The organism is Microbacterium sp. JZ37 (genome assembly GCF_035188445.1).
Classification (GTDB): domain Bacteria; phylum Actinomycetota; class Actinomycetes; order Actinomycetales; family Microbacteriaceae; genus Microbacterium; species Microbacterium barkeri.
In genome coordinates this window covers 2,340,421-2,359,316 of record NZ_CP045253.1, presented here as the reverse complement: position 1 = coordinate 2,359,316, position 18,896 = coordinate 2,340,421, and the positions used below count along the sequence as shown (strand labels likewise).

Sequence of the window (18,896 nt, the reverse complement as noted above, 5' to 3'; positions counted from 1 at the left end):
CTGGCGGGGTCTCGCCGCATCCGGGATGCCGCGGCGCGCCGATGCTGCGGTCTGCACGCGGGCGCGGATGGCCCGGGCCGCGAGACGCGCGCGTGCGTGGGGCCTCGCGATGCGGCACGGCTACCGTGGAGGACGTGATCGAGACCATCGCGCATCCGACCGCGCCCTCCGCACCGGAGGGCGCTCGCCCCGCCGGTGCGCCGCCGTTCCTCCGCCCGGGGGCGCAGATCGACTGGCACTACCGTCGACCCGGGTGGACAGCGGGGGACGCGTCCACGATCGCGCCGATGCGTGTCGTCCGCGATGACCCGCGGGGGCTCGTCGCCTGGCTCGCGCCGGGCACGGTCCAGGAAGCGCAGGGCGCTCCTGACGGGCGCCGAATCCGGACGGTGCCGCTCGAGCGACGCTGGACGGAGCGTCGCATCCGCATCCGCGAGGAGTGGTGGGGCAATGGCATCCTGCGCATCGCGCCGACCGGGACACCGTGGTCGGTGTGGCTGTTCTGGTCGGGGGAGCCGTGGACCTTCTCCGGCTGGTACGTGAACCTCGAGAACGCGCATCTGCGGGCGGGAGAGGCGACCTATTCGTCGGACCACGTCCTCGATGTGTGGATCGACGCGGCCGGGCACGCGCAGCTGAAGGACGAGGACGAGCTCGAGGAGGCCCTCGTGCAGGGGCGGATCGCACCTGAGGAGGCCGCCCACATCCGCCGTCATGCGGAGGCGGCGATCGCGTCGTTCGCGGCCGGGGACTGGCCGTTCGAACCCGCGTGGCGCGACTGGCGCCCCGATCCCTCATGGACGACGCCCACGCTCGCCGACCTGCCTGACTGACGAGCCGGCCATCCGCTCCGTGGTACTGTCGTCGGCATGACCTCGCCCGCGACCTCGCGCACGCTCGCTCCGAGCGCGCTCGTCGCGCCCCGACGTCGCAGCGGCCGCCGAATCTAGGCGACACCGCGAGACACTGCGCCTGCGCGCGGTCCGTCGGCCGGTGTCGCCGTCTCCGGCCCCCGCCCACGGACAATAAGGTAGAAGTCATGTCGTATTCGGTCGCCGTCTCCGGCGCTTCGGGCTACGCCGGCGGAGAGCTCCTCCGTCTGCTCGCCGAACATCCGGACGTCGAGATCCGCACGGTCACCGCGCACTCGAACGCCGGCCAGCCGCTCATCCAGCATCAGCCGCATCTCCGCTCGCTCGCGCACCTCACCCTGCAGGACACGACGCCGGAGATCCTCGCCGGTCACGATGTCGTCTTCCTCGCGCTCCCGCACGGCCAATCCGGCCAGTACACCGACGCGCTCGGCGACGCCGCGCTCGTCATCGACTGCGGTGCCGATCACCGTCTCGTCGACGAGGGGGACTGGGACGCGTTCTACGGCGGTGCCTTCCACGAGCCCTGGGCGTACGGCGTCCCCGAGCTTCCGGTCGGCGGCGCGAAGCAGCGCGAGCGTCTCGTCGGGGCCACCCGGATCGCGGCGCCCGGGTGCAACGCGTCGACCGTGAGCCTCAGCCTCGCGCCCGGCGTCGCCGCGGGCGTCATCGACCCGTCCGACATCGTGAGCGTCCTGGCGGTCGGCCCCTCGGGCGCGGGCAAGAGCCTCAAGACGCATCTTCTCGGCGCTGAGCTCCTTGGAACGGCGAACCCGTACGCGGTGGGGGGAACGCACCGCCACATCCCCGAGATCCGGCAGGCGCTCCGTGCCGCGGGCGCGACCGGCGACATCCGGATCTCCTTCACCCCCGTGATCGTGCCGATGGCCCGCGGCATCCTCGCGACCTCGACGGCGCGCATCGCGGACGGCGTGACCGACGCGCAGATCCGCGACGCGTGGGAGCAGGCGTACGCGGGCGAGACCTTCGTGCAGCTCCTGCCCGAGGGACAGGTGCCGCGCACGGCCGACGTCCTCGGCGCGAACACGGCCCTCATCGGCCTCGCGATCGACCGCGCGGCCGGCCGGGTCGTCGTCGTGACCGCCGTCGACAACCTCGCGAAGGGGACGGCGGGCGCGGCGATCCAGTCCATGAACATCGCGCTCGGCCTGCCGGAGGGCCGCGCTCTCACCGTGAACGGAGTGGCGCCGTGAGCGTGACCGCACCCGCAGGATTCGAGGCGGCCGGAGTCGCCGCAGGGCTCAAGTCGACGGGCAAGCCCGACGTCGCGGTCGTCGTCAACCGCGGGCCGCTCAAGGCCGGCGCCGCCGTGTTCACCTCGAACCGGGCGAAGGCGAACCCGATCCTGTGGTCGCAGGAGGCGATCAAGGGCGGCGTGATCGAGGCGGTCGTGCTGAACTCGGGCGGCGCCAACTGCTTCACGGGCGCGTTCGGCTTCCAGACGACGCACCAGACCGCGGAGCGCGCGGCGGAGCTCCTCGGCGTCGGAGCCGTCGGCATCCAGGTCTGCTCGACCGGCCTCATCGGCACGGGCGACGAGGTGTTCCGCGCGAAGGTGCTCGACGGCACCGCGAAGGCGATCGCCTCCCTCAGCGCCGACGGCGGAGACGACGCGGCTCGCGCGATCATGACGACCGACACGGTTCCCAAGACCGCGGTGCATCGCGGCGGCGGATGGTCGATCGGGGGGATGGCGAAGGGCGCGGGGATGCTCGCTCCCGGGCTCGCGACGATGCTCGTCGTGCTCACGACCGACGCCGTGCTCGACGCGGCGGCCGCCGACGCGCACCTCCGCTCCGCGACGAACGTCAGCTTCGACCGGCTCGACTCCGACGGATGCATGTCGACGAACGACCAGGTCACGCTCCTCGTGAGCGGGGCCTCGGGCGTGACCCCCGACCCGGACGAGTTCGCGAGCGCGCTCGCCGCGGTCTGCTCCGACCTCGCGCGGCAGCTGCAGGCTGACGCCGAGGGGGCCAGCCATGCGATCGCGATCGAGGTCGTCGGGGCCGCGAGCGAGCAGGACGCCGTCGAGGTGGGTCGCTCGGTCGCGCGCAACAACCTCTTCAAGGCCGCCATCTTCGGCAACGACCCGAACTGGGGCCGCGTGCTGGCGGCGATCGGCACGACCTCCGCGGAGTTCGACCCCTACCAGGTCGACGTCTCGATGAACGGCGTCCGCGTGTGCAGCGCGGGCGGCCCGGACCGCCCCCGCGAGGAGGTCGATCTCGCACCGCGCGACACGCACGTGCTCATCGACCTGCACGCGGGAGAGGCGACCGCGACCATCCTCACGAACGACCTCACGCACGACTACGTCCACGAGAACAGCGCGTACTCCTCATGACACCGATCGACCTGCAGGACACCAGCCCCGAGGAAGCCGAGTTCAAGGCGGCCACCCTCATCGAGTCGCTTCCGTGGCTCAAGGAGTACCGCGATCAGATCGTCGTCGTGAAGTACGGCGGCAACGCGATGATCTCGGAGGAGCTCCAGGACGCGTTCGCGGCCGACATCGCGTATCTCCGCTACGTGGGCATCAAGCCCGTCGTCGTGCACGGCGGCGGGCCGCAGATCTCGAGCATGCTCGACCGCCTCGCGATCCCGAGCGAGTTCAAGGGCGGCTACCGCGTCACGAGCACCGAGGCGATCTCGGTCGTCCGGATGGTGCTCACCGGCCAGATCAACCCCCAGCTCGTCGCCAAGATCAACTCGCACGGCCCGTTCGCGGTGGGCGTCTCGGGCGAGGACGCCGGCCTCTTCGGCGGGCGGCGCCGCGGCGTCGTCATCGACGGGGTCGAGGAGAGCCTCGGCCGGGTGGGCGACGTCGTCCGCGTCGACCCGACTCCCGTGATCGACCAGCTCGAGGCCGACCGCATCCCGGTCGTCGCGGGTGTCGCGCCCGACCTCGACCACCCCGGTCACACGCTCAACATCAACGCGGATGCCGCGGCATCCGCGCTCGCGGTGGCGCTCGGCGCGCGGAAGCTCGTGGTCCTCACCGATGTGCCCGGCTTGTACGCCGACTGGCCGAACCGCGACTCGCTCGTGTCGCACATCAAGGCCGACGAGCTGCGCGAGATGCTGCCGAAGCTCGAGTCGGGCATGATCCCGAAGATGCAGGCATGCCTCGACGCGGTCGACGGCGGCGTGCTGACGGCCGCCATCATCGACGGGCGCGTGCCGCACTCGGTGCTCGTCGAGCTCTTCACCAGCAAGGGAATCGGAACGGAGGTGGTGGTCGGATGAGCACCTGGCAGGACGACGCATCGCGGGATCTCATGAGCCTGGGCGGGCGCCTCGCGCTCCTCGCCCGGGGCGAGGGCTCGCATGTCTGGGACGCGGACGACCGCCGCTACCTCGACTTCCTGGGCGGGATCGCCGTCAACTGCCTCGGCCACGCGCATCCCGTGTTCGTGGAGGCCGTGTCGAAGCAGGCGGCGACGCTCGCGCACATCTCGAACTACTTCGCGAGCCCCGCGCAGCTCGAGCTCGCCGCCCGCCTGAAGCGTCTGGCCGGCACCGGCGACGACGGACGGGTGTTCCTCTCGAACTCGGGCACCGAGGCGAACGAGATGGCGATCAAGCTCGCCCGCCTGCACGGCGGGAAGACCGGCAAGTCGACCATCCTCGTGCTCAACGGCGCGTTCCACGGCCGCACCATGGGCGCGCTCTCGATCACCCCCAAGGCCGCCTACCGCGATCCGTTCGAGCCCGTCCTGCCGGGCGTGCGCTCGATCGACGCCACGCTCGAGGCGCTCGAGGCGGCTTTCGACGACTCGATCGCGGCGCTCTTCGTCGAGCCGATCCAGGGCGAGGCCGGCGTCGTCCCGATGCCCGACGGCTTCCTCGCGAGGGCTCGCGAGCTCGCGACCGAGCGCGGCGCGCTCCTCGTCCTCGACGAGGTGCAGACCGGCTCGGGCCGGACGGGGGAGTGGTTCGCCTTCCAGCGCGAGGGGATCGTCCCCGATGCCGTGACGCTCGCGAAGAGCATCGGCGCGGGATTCCCCCTCGGCGCCCTCATCACGTTCGGCGCAGCGAGCGACCTGTTCTATCCCGGCACCCACAACTCGACGTTCGGCGGCAACCCGCTCGCCAGCGCGGTCGCGAACGCCGTGCTCGGCTACATCGAGAGCGAAGGGCTGCTCGCGAACGTGACCGCGCGCGGCGCTCAGCTGCGCACGGCCGTCGCCGAGCTCCCGCTCGTCTCGGGCGCGCGCGGCGAGGGCCTCCTCATCGGCATCACGCTGACCGCGCCGGTTGCGGCGGAGGTGCGCGCGGCCGCCCATGAGCGCGGCCTCATCGTCAACGCCCCCGATGCGGACGTCATCCGCATCGCTCCCGCCTACACGATCGGCGATGCGGAGATCGAGGAGTTCCTCACCCTGTTCGGCGAGGCTCTCTCGGCCGTCGCCGCGACCATCCCGACCCCGACGGAGACCCACGCATGACCCGCCACTTCCTGCGCGACGACGACATCACGCCGGCCGAGCAGGCCGAGATCCTCGAGCTCGCGGCCGAGCTCAAGAAGGACCGCTGGGCCGACAAGTCCCTGGCCGGCCCGAAGACCGTGGCGGTCATCTTCGACAAGTCGTCGACTCGCACGCGCGTCTCGTTCGCCGTCGGCATCGCCGACCTCGGCGGCACGCCGCTCATCATCTCGACCGCGAACAGCCAGCTCGGCGGCAAGGAGACGCCCGCCGACACGGCGCGCGTGCTGGAGCGCCAGGTCGCCGCGATCGTGTGGCGCACGTACGCGCAGCAGGGCCTCGAGGAGATGGCGAAGGGCACGCGGGTGCCCGTCGTCAACGCTCTCAGCGACGACTTCCATCCGTGCCAGCTGCTGGCCGACCTGCTCACCGTGCGCGAGCACAAGGGCGAGCTGCGCGGGCTCACGCTGTCGTTCTTCGGAGACGGCCGCAGCAACATGGCGCACTCGTATGCGCTCGCGGGCGTGATGGCCGGCATGCACGTGCGGATCGCATCGCCGATCGACTACGCGCCCCGCGAGGACATCGTGATGGACGCCGACCGCATCGGCATCGAGACCGGCGGCTCGCTCACCCTCTTCACCGATCCGCTCGAGGCGGCCGCCGGTGCCGACGTCGTCGTGACCGACACCTGGGTCTCGATGGGCAAGGAGGAGGAGAAGCTCGCCCGCCTGCGCGACCTCGGCGCGTACAAGGTGACGCCCGAGCTCATGGGGCTCGCCGACGACAAGGCGATCTTCATCCACTGCCTCCCCGCCGATCGCGGCTACGAGGTCGACGCCGAGGTCATCGACGGCCCGCAGAGCGTCATCTGGGACGAGGCGGAGAACCGCCTGCACGCGCAGAAGGCCCTCCTCGTTTGGCTGCTGCGCCAGGCGGACTGACCGGCTGGATCCGGACCCGTCTGGCTCGGCTGGACGGGTCCGGCCGCGCGCCCGGCATCGACCTCGCGCGCGGCCTCGCGGTGATCGGCATGTTCGCCGCCCACCTGCTCGACACGTCGCCCTTCGCCTGGGGTGACCCCGCGACCTGGATCGACGTCGTCAACGGCCGCTCGTCCATCCTCTTCGCGACGCTCGCCGGCGTCTCGCTCGCGCTCGTCACGGGCGGGTCGACCCCGGTCGACGGCGAGCGGATGGCGGTCGCGCGCGGCCGGATCGTCGTGCGGGCGATCGCGATCTGGGTGCTCGGCCTGCTCCTGGTCGCACTCGACACGCCCGTGCTCGTGATCCTGCCGGCATACGGCATCCTGTTCCTCCTCGCGCTCCCGGTGCTGCGGATGCGCCCCGCGTTGCTGCTCGCGATCGCCGTCGCGGTCGCGCTGATCGCGCCGTTCGCGGTGTGGGCGATCGACGGATGGGCAGGGTGGGAATCGCTCTCCGGCGAGCTCATCGCGCAGCTGACCGGATGGCACTATCCGTTCGCGCTCTGGTTCGCCTTCATCGCGGCGGGGCTCGCCATCGGACGCCTCCGCCTCGGTCGGCCGCGGACGGCGTTCGCGCTCGTCCTCGGCGGCGCGGCCGCGGCCGTCATCGGGTACGGGGTGCTGGGCCGGTGGAGGTCGCTCGCCGAGCCCGAGAGCGTGTGGGCGCACGTGCTCGATGACGCGGCGCACTCGAGCGGAGTCGCCGAGGCGGTCGGCTCCGGCGGTTTCGCCGTCGCGGTCATCGGCGTATGCCTCCTCGCGTGCCGGACACCGCTCCGCTGGCTCGCGTGGCCCCTGCGGGCGATGGGCTCGATGCCGCTCACGGCATACGCGGCGCAGCTCGTCGCGTGGGCGCTGCTGCAGCCCGAGCCCACCGTGCTGCAGTTCGGGTCGGATCTCGTGGCGTTCCGCGCGACCGAGCCGTTCTGGCCCCTGACCGTCGCGACGATCGTCGGCTGCAGCCTGTGGTCGCTGCTCGTCGGGCGCGGCCCGCTCGAGGCCGGCATCGCCTGGCTCGCCCGCACGATCGTGCCCACGTCCCGTCGCGGTGTCTCACTCGCGGTGGGATAGCGACGGGCTTTCCCGCGGCGGGCGAGACATGGATGGTGGTCGGAGCGGGTCCTGGCGCTTCAGTACGCTGGACGGGTGAGCACAGGCGAGACGCGTGGGACGAACGAGGGAGCCCTCTGGGGCGGACGCTTCGCAGGGGGGCCGAGCCCCGAGCTGCAGGCCCTGAGCCGGTCGACGCACTTCGACTGGCAGCTCGCGCTCTACGACATCCGCGGATCGCACGCGCACGCAGCGGCCCTCGAGGCCGCCGGCTACCTCACCGCCGACGAGGCGGCGCGCATGCACGCCGGACTCGACGCGCTCGCCGAGGGCGTGCGAAGCGGTCGTCTGCGTCCGCGCGATGCGGATGAGGATGTGCACGGCGCCCTCGAGACGGCGCTCCTCGAGGAGGTGGGCGCCGAGCTCGGCGGCCGACTGCGCGCAGGCCGGAGCCGCAACGACCAGATCGCGACGCTCATCCGCCTGTTCCTCATCGATCACGCGGGTGTGATCGCGCGCGAGCTCGTCCAGCTCATCGACGCGCTCGTGGCGCAGGCCGACGCACACCCGTCCGCCATCCTGCCGGGCCGCACGCACCTCCAGCACGCCCAGCCCGTGCTCCTCGCGCATCACCTCCAAGCACACGGATGGCCGCTCGTGCGCGACCTCGAGCGGCTCCGCGACTGGCGCGCCCGCGCGGGCGTGTCGCCGTACGGGGGAGGGGCGCTCGCCGGGTCGACCCTCGGTCTCGATCCCGCGCTCGTCGCCCGCGAACTCGGCCTCGATCGGCCGGCCGAGAACTCCATGGACGGCACGGCCGCGCGCGACGTCGTCGCCGAGTTCGCCTACATCGCGGCGCAGATCGGCATCGACCTGTCGCGCATGGCCGAGGAGATCATCCTCTGGAACACCCGCGAGTTCGGCTTCGTGACCCTCGACGACGGGTATTCGACGGGCTCGAGCATCATGCCGCAGAAGAAGAACCCCGACATCGCCGAGCTCGCGCGCGGCAAGTCGGGACGCCTGATCGGCAACCTCTCCGGCCTGCTCGCGACGCTCAAGGCGCTGCCCCTCGCGTACAACCGCGATCTGCAGGAGGACAAGGAGCCGGTGTTCGACTCCGTCGCGACTCTCGAGGTGCTTCTTCCCGCCTTCACAGGGATGGTCGCCACACTGCGCTTCGACACCGAGCGGATGGCCTCGCTCGCGCCGCAGGGATTCTCGCTCGCGACGGATGTCGCGGAGTGGCTCGTCACGCAGCGGGTCCCGTTCCGCGACGCCCACGAGATCTCCGGTGCGCTCGTCCGCGCCTGCGAGGAGCGGGGGATCGGCCTGGAGGACGCGACGGACGAGCTCCTCGCCGAGGTGTCCGAGCACCTCACGCCCGCCGTGCGGGAGGTGCTGTCGATCGAGGGGTCGGTCGCATCGCGCGCCGGTGTCGGCGGCACCGCTCCCGAGCGGGTGGCCGAGCAGCGCGCGGAGCTCGTCGCACGGACGCAGGCCGTCGCGCACGCGCTCGGCTTGTGAGGACGGGTCCCGGGAAGCCCTAGGCTGGAGCGCATGACTGTACCCGCAACCTCCGTTGCCGTGCAGGCGAACGATCCCTCTTTCGAGACCATCTGGGATGAGCTCGTCTGGCGCGGCCTCGTGCACGTGTCGACCGACCAGGACGCTCTTCGCGAGCTGCTCGCGGGCGAGTCGATCGTGTATTACTGCGGGTTCGACCCGACCGCGCCGAGCCTTCACCTCGGGCATCTCGTGCAGCTTCTCACGATGCGTCGCATGCAGCTCGCCGGCCACCGGCCGCTCGGTCTCGTGGGCGGGGCGACCGGCCTCATCGGGGACCCCCGCCCGACCGCCGAGCGCGTCATGCAGACGAAGGAGACGGTCGCCGAGTGGGTCGCGCAGCTGCGCGCCCAGATCGAGCGGTTCCTCAGCTTCGACGGCGAAAACGCCGCTCGGATGGTGAACAACCTCGACTGGACGGCGCCGATGTCGGCGATCGACTTCCTCCGCGACATCGGCAAGCACTACCGCGTCGGCACGATGATCAAGAAGGACGCGGTGACCGCGCGCCTGAACTCCGAAGCCGGCATCAGCTACACGGAGTTCAGCTACCAGATCCTCCAGGGGATGGACTTCCTCGAGCTCTACCGCCGCTACGACTGCGTTCTGCAGACGGGCGGCAGCGACCAGTGGGGCAATCTCACGAGCGGCACGGACCTCATCCACCGCGTCGAGGGACGGTCGGTCCACGCCTTCGGCACCCCGCTGATCACGAACAGCGACGGCACGAAGTTCGGCAAGAGCGAGGGCAACGCGATCTGGCTCGATCCGGAGATGTGCAGTCCGTACGCGTTCTACCAGTTCTGGCTCAACACCCATGACGCCGACGTGGTCGAGCGTCTGAAGGTTTTCACGTTCCTCACGCGGGCCGAGATCGAGGAGTACGCAGCTCTCGTGGAGAGCGAGCCGTTCCGCCGTGCGGCGCAGAAGAGGCTCGCGCTCGAGGTGACGACCGCCGTGCACGGGGCAGAGGCGACCGCTGCGGCCATCGACGCGTCGGAGGCCCTGTTCGGAAAGGGAGATCTCGGTGCTCTCGACGCGGGCACCCTCGCCTCCGCGCTCCGTGAACTGCCCCACGCGACGCTCGCCGCAGGCACGCCCGTCACCCAGGCGCTCGTGGAGACGGGGCTCGTGTCATCGGTGTCGGAGGCGCGTCGCGCGATCTCCCAGGGCGGCGTCTCCGTGGACGGCGCGAAGGTCGACTCCGATGAGGCGACGGTGAACGGCACGCTCCCGGGCGGCGTCTCGGTGCTGCGGCGCGGCAAGAAGGCGCTCGCCGGCGTCTTCATCGACGACTGACATCCAGCGTTCCGCCGAAGGGCGCGTCTCCGTGAGGAGGCGCGCCCTTCGGCGCAACAGGGACCGGATGGCCCTGCTTCCGGCTCGCGACACGCCCGGGTGGTGGGTGGGTTTGCTGGGGGTGGGGGTTCGGCGTAATGTATTCCCTTGTCGCCGCCAAGCGGTGAGGTTGAGCCGGAAGGTTCCCCGCCCCAGGTCTGCGACGTACAACACAATCCCTGGTTCTGGTGAGGCTGTGGTCTTGCTGGTGCTGGGGGTGGATGGTTGCCCCGGAGGGCCGCGGCGGGAGTCGTGGGGCTGGGTGCGTCTGATCCTTGAGAACTCAACAGCGTGCACTTGTCAAATGCCAAATTATCCTCGTCCAGCTTCGGCTGGTTGAGAATTCCTTTGGATCAAATTTTATGGTTGTCAGTTTTTGGCATCCTTTTTGGTCATGATTGAACTCGCAGGTGCCTGTCCCGTTTTCCCGGGTGGGTGTCTGCTTTACGTTTTTTACGGAGAGTTTGATCCTGGCTCAGGATGAACGCTGGCGGCGTGCTTAACACATGCAAGTCGAACGATGAAGCCCAGCTTGCTGGGTGGATTAGTGGCGAACGGGTGAGTAACACGTGAGCAACCTGCCCCTGACTCTGGGATAACAGCCGGAAACGGTTGCTAATACCGGATATGCATCATGGCCGCATGGTCTGTGGTGGGAAAGATTTTTCGGTTGGGGATGGGCTCGCGGCCTATCAGCTTGTTGGTGAGGTAGTGGCTCACCAAGGCGTCGACGGGTAGCCGGCCTGAGAGGGTGACCGGCCACACTGGGACTGAGACACGGCCCAGACTCCTACGGGAGGCAGCAGTGGGGAATATTGCACAATGGGCGGAAGCCTGATGCAGCAACGCCGCGTGAGGGATGACGGCCTTCGGGTTGTAAACCTCTTTTAGCAGGGAAGAAGCGTAAGTGACGGTACCTGCAGAAAAAGCGCCGGCTAACTACGTGCCAGCAGCCGCGGTAATACGTAGGGCGCAAGCGTTATCCGGAATTATTGGGCGTAAAGAGCTCGTAGGCGGTTTGTCGCGTCTGCTGTGAAAACCCGAGGCTCAACCTCGGGCCTGCAGTGGGTACGGGCAGACTAGAGTGCGGTAGGGGAGATTGGAATTCCTGGTGTAGCGGTGGAATGCGCAGATATCAGGAGGAACACCGATGGCGAAGGCAGATCTCTGGGCCGTTACTGACGCTGAGGAGCGAAAGGGTGGGGAGCAAACAGGCTTAGATACCCTGGTAGTCCACCCCGTAAACGTTGGGAACTAGTTGTGGGGGCCTTTCCACGGTCTCCGTGACGCAGCTAACGCATTAAGTTCCCCGCCTGGGGAGTACGGCCGCAAGGCTAAAACTCAAAGGAATTGACGGGGACCCGCACAAGCGGCGGAGCATGCGGATTAATTCGATGCAACGCGAAGAACCTTACCAAGGCTTGACATACACCGGAAACGTCTGGAAACAGTCGCCCCTTTTTGGTCGGTGTACAGGTGGTGCATGGTTGTCGTCAGCTCGTGTCGTGAGATGTTGGGTTAAGTCCCGCAACGAGCGCAACCCTCGTTCTATGTTGCCAGCACGTTATGGTGGGAACTCATGGGATACTGCCGGGGTCAACTCGGAGGAAGGTGGGGATGACGTCAAATCATCATGCCCCTTATGTCTTGGGCTTCACGCATGCTACAATGGCCGGTACAAAGGGCTGCAATACCGTGAGGTGGAGCGAATCCCAAAAAGCCGGTCCCAGTTCGGATTGAGGTCTGCAACTCGACCTCATGAAGTCGGAGTCGCTAGTAATCGCAGATCAGCAACGCTGCGGTGAATACGTTCCCGGGTCTTGTACACACCGCCCGTCAAGTCATGAAAGTCGGTAACACCTGAAGCCGGTGGCCTAACCCCTTGTGGGAGGGAGCTGTCGAAGGTGGGATCGGTAATTAGGACTAAGTCGTAACAAGGTAGCCGTACCGGAAGGTGCGGCTGGATCACCTCCTTTCTAAGGAGCATCTCGAGCCCTTCGGGGTTCGCAGAGGCCCGTTTCGAGGCGAATGTTCTCGACGGGTTGCTCATGGGTGGAACATTTGACAAGGCGTCAGCGCAGCTGAGTCCTTCTAGTACGTCTGGCCTTCGGGTCGGGTGGGAACGGGGGTTCGGTGAGCGGGGCGCCTGCACGCTGTTGGGTCCTGAGGGACCAGGCGCTTTCGGGTGTCTGTTTCCTTGTGGGCCTCGTCTGAGCCGGCTGTCTGGTCGGGGAGGGTGGGGTGCCGCCCGTACTTTGAGAACTACACAGTGGACGCGAGCATCTTAAAGAAGCGAACGCAGGATCCTTTCGGGGGTTCTGTGGCTCATGTGATTTCAAGTCTTTAAGAGCAAACGGTGGATGCCTTGGCATCTGGAGCCGAAGAAGGACGTAGCAATCTGCGATAAGCCTTGGGGAGCCGATAAGCGGGCTGTGATCCGAGGATTTCCGAATGGGGAAACCCCGCCAGGCGGCGTGCTGACCTGGTGACTCCCGTCTGAATATATAGGGCGGGTAGAGGGAACGTGGGGAAGTGAAACATCTCAGTACCCACAGGAAGAGAAAACAACAGTGATTCCGTGAGTAGTGGCGAGCGAAAGCGGATGAGGCTAAACCGGATCGTGTGTGATAGCCGGCAGGTGTTGCACGTTCGGGGTTGTGGGACCATTCTGAGACCGCTGCCGCAGGTCTCGGTGGTACAGGTGCGTATAGACGAACGGTTTTGAATGGCCGGCCAGAGCGGGTGGTAGCCCCGTAGTCGACATGCGTTTCCTGCCGCGAGTGGTATCCCAAGTAGCACGGGGCCCGTGAAATCCCGTGTGAATCTGCCAGGACCACCTGGTAAGCCTAAATACTCCCAGATGACCGATAGCGGACAAGTACCGTGAGGGAAAGGTGAAAAGTACCCCGGGAGGGGAGTGAAATAGTACCTGAAACCGTTTGCTTACAAACCGTCGGAGCCTCCTTGTTGGGGTGACGGCGTGCCTTTTGAAGAATGAGCCTGCGAGTTAGTGATACGTGGCGAGGTTAACCCGTGTGGGGCAGCCGTAGCGAAAGCGAGTCTGAATAGGGCGAGTTTAGTCGCGTGTCCTAGACCCGAAGCGAAGTGATCTATCCATGGCCAGGCTGAAGCGACGGTAAGACGTCGTGGAGGGCCGAACCCACTTAGGTTGAAAACTGAGGGGATGAGCTGTGGATAGGGGTGAAAGGCCAATCAAACTTCGTGATAGCTGGTTCTCTCCGAAATGCATTTAGGTGCAGCGTTGCGTGTTTCTTGCCGGAGGTAGAGCTACTGGATGGCCGATGGGCCCTACAAGGTTACTGACGTCAGCCAAACTCCGAATGCCGGTAAGTGAGAGCGCAGCAGTGAGACGGTGGGGGATAAGCTTCATCGTCGAGAGGGAAACAACCCAGACCACCATCTAAGGTCCCTAAGCGCGTGCTAAGTGGGAAAGGATGTGGAGTTGCTCAGACAACCAGGAGGTTGGCTTAGAAGCAGCCACCCTTGAAAGAGTGCGTAATAGCTCACTGGTCAAGTGATTCCGCGCCGACAATGTAACGGGGCTCAAGCACGCCACCGAAGTTGTGGCATTGACATTTTTGGTAGGCCTTCGTGGTCCAGCCGTGTTGATGGGTAGGAGAGCGTCGTGTGGGCGGTGAAGCGGCGGAGTGATCCAGCCGTGGAGGCCACACGAGTGAGAATGCAGGCATGAGTAGCGAAAGACGTGTGAGAAACACGTCCTCCGGAAGACCAAGGGTTCCAGGGTCAAGCTAATCTTCCCTGGGTAAGTCGGGACCTAAGGCGAGGCCGACAGGCGTAGTCGATGGACAACGGGTTGATATTCCCGTACCGGCGAAGAACCGCCCCAATCAATCCAGTGGTGCTAAGCGCCCAAAGCCAGACATCGCCGCCTTCGGGTGGCACCGTCTGGTGGAGCGCGCGACCCCATGCTGGTGCGGTTAGCGTATTAACAGGTGTGACGCAGGAAGGTAGCCCAAGCCAGGCGATGGTTGTCCTGGTCCAAGCATGTAGGCCGAGCCATAGGCAAATCCGTGGCTCATGTGGCTGAGATGTGATGGGGATGAAAAGTGGGTGATCCTATGCTGCCGAGAAAAGCATCGACGCGAGGTTCTAGCCGCCCGTACCCCAAACCGACTCAGGTGGTCAGGTAGAGAATACCGAGGAGATCGAGATAATCGTGGTTAAGGAACTCGGCAAAATGCCCCCGTAACTTCGGGAGAAGGGGGGCCCAGCGCGTATTAGAACTTGCTTCGAAAGCGTGTGTGGGCCGCAGAGACCAGTGGGTAGCGACTGTTTATTAAAAACACAGGTCCGTGCGAAGTCGCAAGACGATGTATACGGACTGACGCCTGCCCGGTGCCGGAAGGTTAAGAGGACCGGTCAGCCGCAAGGCGAAGCTGAGAATTTAAGCCCCGGTAAACGGCGGTGGTAACTATAACCATCCTAAGGTAGCGAAATTCCTTGTCGGGTAAGTTCCGACCTGCACGAATGGCGTAACGACTTCCCAACTGTCTCAACCACGAACTCGGCGAAATTGCATTACGAGTAAAGATGCTCGTTACGCGCAGCAGGACGGAAAGACCCCGTGACCTTTACTACAGCTTGGTATTGGTGTTCGGTGTGGCTTGTGTAGGATAGGTGGGAGACTGTGAAGCAGTGACGCCAGTCATTGTGGAGTCGTTGTTGAAATACCACTCTGGTCACTCTGGATATCTAACTTCGGACCGTGATCCGGTTCAGGGACAGTGCCTGGTGGGTAGTTTAACTGGGGCGGTTGCCTCCCAAAGAGTAACGGAGGCGCCCAAAGGTTCCCTCAACCTGGTTGGCAATCAGGTGGCGAGTGTAAGTGCACAAGGGAGCTTGACTGTGAGACTGACAGGTCGAGCAGGGACGAAAGTCGGGACTAGTGATCCGGCAGTGGCTTGTGGAAGCGCTGTCGCTCAACGGATAAAAGGTACCTCGGGGATAACAGGCTGATCTTGCCCAAGAGTCCATATCGACGGCATGGTTTGGCACCTCGATGTCGGCTCGTCGCATCCTGGGGCTGGAGTAGGTCCCAAGGGTTGGGCTGTTCGCCCATTAAAGCGGTACGCGAGCTGGGTTTAGAACGTCGTGAGACAGTTCGGTCCCTATCCGCTGCGCGCGTAGGAAGTTTGAGAGGATCTGACCCTAGTACGAGAGGACCGGGTTGGACGAACCTCTGGTGTGCCAGTTGTCCTGCCAAGGGCACCGCTGGTTGGCTACGTTCGGGATGGATAACCGCTGAAAGCATCTAAGCGGGAAGCCGGCCTCAAGATGAGACTTCCATCACCTTCGGGTGGAGAGGCTCCCAGCAGACTACTGGGTTGATAGGCCAGACGTGGAAGCCCAGCAATGGGTGCAGCTGACTGGTACTAATAAGCCGATGACTTGATAACACACCGTCTTCTGCGGTGCTCGCGTCCACTTTGTGGTTCCCGATGTACGGGCACCAGAAACTTTCATAGAGAAAGCTTGATGTCGAACACATCACCAGATGTTTCGGCGGTCATAGCGAGAGGGAAACGCCCGGCCACATTCCGAACCCGGAAGCTAAGCCTCTCAGCGCCGATGGTACTGCAAGGGGGACCTTGTGGGAGAGTAGGACACCGCCGGACTTCACGTAGACGAAAGGGTCATCCGACGACGGATGACCCTTTCGTGCGTTACACGGGCATCACCGAGGAGTAGACATGCCGAACGACGGAGAAAACGACCGCCCCGAGGGCGGGTCACGACCGCGCGGCGGCGACGACAGGGCTCGTGGGCGTGACGGGGCGCGTCCCCGATACTCCGACAGCTCATCCCGCGACCGGCGTCCCCGTGATGGGCGCCCGCAGCGCGATGGCGACCGTCGTCCGTACCAGCGTGATGACCGGAACTCGGGGGAGCGTCGCCCGTACCAGCGGGACGACCGGAACTCGGGGGACCGTCGCCCGTACCAGCGGGACGACCGCAACTCCGGTGACCGTCGCCCCTACCAGCGCGACGATCGGAACTCGGGTGAGCGTCGTCCGTACTCCCGTGATGACCGGAACTCGGGGGAGCGTCGTCCGTACCAGCGGGACGACCGCAACTCCGGTGACCGTCGCCCTTACCAGCGCGACGATCGGAACTCGGGTGAGCGTCGTCCGTACTCCCGTGATGACCGCAACTCGGGTGAGCGTCGTCCCTATCAGCGGGACGACCGCAACTCGGGGGAGCGTCGCCCGTACCAGCGCGACGACCGGAACTCGGGGGAGCGTCGACCGTACTCCCGTGATGACCGGAACTCCGGTGAGCGTCGTCCGTACCAGCGGGATGACCGGAACTCGGGCGAGCGTCGCCCGTACCAGCGCGACGACCGCAGCTCCAGCGACCGCCGCCCATACCAGCGAGACGACCGCCCGCAGCGCCGTCCGCAGAGCCGCGACGGTCAGGCCGGACCGCGCCGTCCCTACGACCGCGACAGCCGACCCGCGCGTCCGCGTCACGACGGTGGCGGCGCGTCGCGTCCGCCCGAGCACGCTCGCGTGCCCGATCCGTTCCTTCCCGAGGACATCACGGCGCGCGATCTCGCGCCGGCAGCCCGCAACGAGCTGAAGACCCTCAGCAAGGAGAACGCGGAGCGCGTCGCACGTCATCTCGCGATGGCGTCGCGCCTGATCGACGAGGACCCGCAGCTCGCCCACGAGCACGCCCTCGCCGCGGTGCGACACGCAGGCCGCATCGGCGTCGCCCGGGAGACGCTGGCGATCACCGCGTACGCGAACGGCGACTTCGCGCTCGCCCTGCGCGAGCTGCGCACGCAGCGGAGGATCACGGGGCGCAACGACAACGTCGCGCTCATCGTCGACAGCGAACGCGGCGTCGGGCGCCCCGAGAAGGCGCTCGAGGAGGGTCGCGCCGCCGACCGCGAGGCCCTTGACGTCGCGGCGCGCGTCGAGCTCGCGATCGCGATGTCGGGTGCGCGTCTGGATCTCGGTCAGACCGAGCTGGCCCTGCACGAGCTCGACATCCCGGAGCTCGATCCCGATCGGGCGTTCGAGTGGAGCCCGGGTCTCTTCGCGGCGCGCGCGAACGTGCTCGAGGACCTCGGCCGCACCGATGAGGCGGCGTCGTGGCGCCGCCGGGCGGAGGTGGCCGAGGAGGCGCTCCTCGCGCACCGCGGCGCAGACGAGGACGACTTCATCTTCGTCGACGACACCGACACCGAGGCGCTCCCGGCCGAGGAGGAGCACGCGTCCGACGACGCCGCCTCCGAGCTCGAGACGGCAAGCGAGCAGGACCCCGCAGCCGCTCCCGAGCCGGCAGAGGAGCCCGAGCCCGAGCCGGCAGAGGAGCCCGAGCCCGAGCCCGAGCCCGAGCAGGAGTTCACGATCGAGGACGAGGTGTCCGAGATCCTGATCGCCGCCGGGATCGAGGGCGCCGCCGACACGACGCCGGACGCTGCCGCTGCCGCCGAGCCCGACGCGACACCGGTCGACACCGAGGACGCCGAGTCCGAGGCGCGCGGAGAGCAGCAGCCTGCACCTGAGGAATCGACGACGGAGGATGACCGCCCCGATGGCGCTCTTTTCTAAGCGGACGGATGGCCCCGCACCGATCGAGGGGGTCGACGTCCTCCTCGCCGACCTCGACGGCGTCGTCTACGCCGGCCCCGGGCCGCTGCCGCACGCGGTCGAGAGCCTGAACCGTGCGACGAGCGAGGGCCGCCGGCTCGGGTTCATCACGAACAACGCCTCGCGGACGGACGCGTCCGTCGCCGCTCACCTGAGCGAGCTCGGCATCCCCACCGCGCCCGACGACGTCGTGACGAGCCCGCAGGCCGCCATGCGCCTGCTCGCGGAGCGCGTGCCGGCAGGCTCGACCATCCTCGTCGTGGGCGGGGAGGGCCTCGTCGTCGAGGCCGAGAAGGCCGGCTATGTCGTCACCCGCAGTGCCGAGGACGCGCCGGCGGCCGTGGTCCAGGGCTTCGCACCCGAGGTGGGCTGGACCCAGCTCGCGGAGGCCGCGTTCGCCCTCGCTCTTCCCGAGGAGGAGGGCGGCATCCCCTGGATCGCGACGAACACCGACTGGACGATCCCGCAGGCGCGGGGCGTCGCGCCGGGAAACGGCACGCTCGTGTCGGCCGTGCACACGGCCGTCGGTCGTCTCGCGACGGTCGCCGGCAAGCCCGAGGCCCCGATCTTCCACGCGGCGGTCGCACGATTCTCGGCGCAGAACCCGCTGTTCCTGGGCGACCGGCTCGACACCGACATCATGGGCGCGCAGGCGGCCGGGATGGCGTCGGCGATCGTGCTGACGGGGATCGACCGGCCCAAGCACATCCTCGCCGCGCCGTCTCACTCGCGCCCGACCTACATCCTCAGCGACCTGCGCGAGCTCTTCGAGCCGTATCCCGTCGCCCGCGTGAAGGGCGACACGGTCTGGGTCCGCGACGCCGCCGTGCGCATCGACGGGCCCGACGTGCACATCGTGAGCGAGGGAACGCGCGACATCGACCTGCTGCGTGCGGCGTCGAAGGCGATCTGGGACACCGGCCGCCAGATCTTCGGCTTCCGCGTGCCCGAGCGCCTCTACGAGGACCGCTTCCGCCGCGGCTAGTCTGAACGG

General features: G+C 67.1%; 12 protein-coding genes and 3 rRNA genes. 14 read left to right on the top strand and 1 reads right to left on the bottom strand.

The window, feature by feature from the left end:
• Positions 1-134: 134 nt before the first annotated feature.
• From GC092_RS10900 to rrf, 12 genes are all read left to right on the top strand, one after another.
• The gene (locus GC092_RS10900; protein ID WP_324011917.1) at positions 135-833 is read left to right on the top strand and encodes a ribonuclease FAU-1 family protein; all 699 of its coding nucleotides are present in this window, start codon (positions 135-137) and stop codon (positions 831-833) included.
• 206 nt (positions 834-1,039) lie between these two features.
• Entirely contained in the window at positions 1,040-2,086 is a 1,047-nt protein-coding gene (gene argC, locus GC092_RS10895) for an N-acetyl-gamma-glutamyl-phosphate reductase (protein ID WP_282980044.1), read from the top strand.
• On the top strand, positions 2,083-3,240 hold the full coding sequence (argJ, locus tag GC092_RS10890) for a bifunctional glutamate N-acetyltransferase/amino-acid acetyltransferase ArgJ (protein WP_324011915.1): 1,158 nt from the start codon (positions 2,083-2,085) through the stop codon (positions 3,238-3,240). The genes argC and argJ overlap by 4 nt, the downstream gene beginning before the upstream one ends.
• Positions 3,237-4,142 carry an acetylglutamate kinase gene (argB, locus tag GC092_RS10885; protein WP_324011913.1) on the top strand — a complete coding sequence of 302 codons (906 nt, stop codon included), beginning with the start codon at positions 3,237-3,239 and terminating at the stop codon, positions 4,140-4,142. The genes argJ and argB overlap by 4 nt, the downstream gene beginning before the upstream one ends.
• On the top strand, positions 4,139-5,344 hold the full coding sequence (locus tag GC092_RS10880; protein ID WP_324011911.1) for an acetylornithine transaminase: 1,206 nt from the start codon (positions 4,139-4,141) through the stop codon (positions 5,342-5,344). The genes argB and GC092_RS10880 overlap by 4 nt, the downstream gene beginning before the upstream one ends.
• On the top strand, positions 5,341-6,267 hold the full coding sequence (argF, locus tag GC092_RS10875) for an ornithine carbamoyltransferase (protein WP_271174283.1): 927 nt from the start codon (positions 5,341-5,343) through the stop codon (positions 6,265-6,267). The genes GC092_RS10880 and argF overlap by 4 nt, the downstream gene beginning before the upstream one ends.
• Positions 6,243-7,379, top strand: coding sequence for a heparan-alpha-glucosaminide N-acetyltransferase domain-containing protein (locus tag GC092_RS10870; protein WP_324011908.1), 1,137 nt, complete (start codon positions 6,243-6,245; stop codon positions 7,377-7,379). The genes argF and GC092_RS10870 overlap by 25 nt, the downstream gene beginning before the upstream one ends.
• A 75-nt stretch (positions 7,380-7,454) precedes the next feature.
• Positions 7,455-8,885, top strand: coding sequence for an argininosuccinate lyase (gene argH / locus GC092_RS10865; protein WP_324011906.1), 1,431 nt, complete (start codon positions 7,455-7,457; stop codon positions 8,883-8,885).
• Positions 8,886-8,918: 33 nt separating this feature from the next.
• Positions 8,919-10,223 carry a tyrosine--tRNA ligase gene (tyrS, locus tag GC092_RS10860; RefSeq protein WP_324011905.1) on the top strand — a complete coding sequence of 435 codons (1,305 nt, stop codon included), beginning with the start codon at positions 8,919-8,921 and terminating at the stop codon, positions 10,221-10,223.
• Positions 10,224-10,714: 491 nt separating this feature from the next.
• Positions 10,715-12,238: ribosomal RNA gene (locus tag GC092_RS10855) — 16S ribosomal RNA — on the top strand.
• A gap of 357 nt (positions 12,239-12,595) precedes the next feature.
• Positions 12,596-15,700: ribosomal RNA gene (locus GC092_RS10850) — 23S ribosomal RNA — on the top strand.
• Between the two features lie 102 nt (positions 15,701-15,802).
• A 5S ribosomal RNA gene (gene rrf, locus GC092_RS10845) occupies positions 15,803-15,919 on the top strand.
• The 16S, 23S and 5S rRNA genes sit together here, the layout of an rRNA operon.
• Positions 15,920-16,102: 183 nt before the next feature.
• On the opposite strand, the gene GC092_RS10840 is transcribed toward rrf, so the two are convergent.
• On the bottom strand, positions 16,103-16,774 hold the full coding sequence (locus tag GC092_RS10840; RefSeq protein ID WP_324011903.1) for a hypothetical protein: 672 nt from the start codon (positions 16,772-16,774) through the stop codon (positions 16,103-16,105).
• A gap of 39 nt (positions 16,775-16,813) precedes the next feature.
• Between GC092_RS10840 and GC092_RS10835 the strand changes: the two genes are divergently transcribed.
• Complete coding sequence (locus tag GC092_RS10835) at positions 16,814-17,863, top strand: tetratricopeptide repeat protein (protein ID WP_324011902.1); 1,050 nt, start codon at positions 16,814-16,816, stop codon at positions 17,861-17,863.
• On the top strand, positions 17,847-18,887 hold the full coding sequence (locus tag GC092_RS10830) for an HAD-IIA family hydrolase (RefSeq protein ID WP_282979244.1): 1,041 nt from the start codon (positions 17,847-17,849) through the stop codon (positions 18,885-18,887). Before GC092_RS10835 ends, GC092_RS10830 begins: the two co-directional genes overlap by 17 nt.
• Positions 18,888-18,896: the final 9 nt, after the last annotated feature.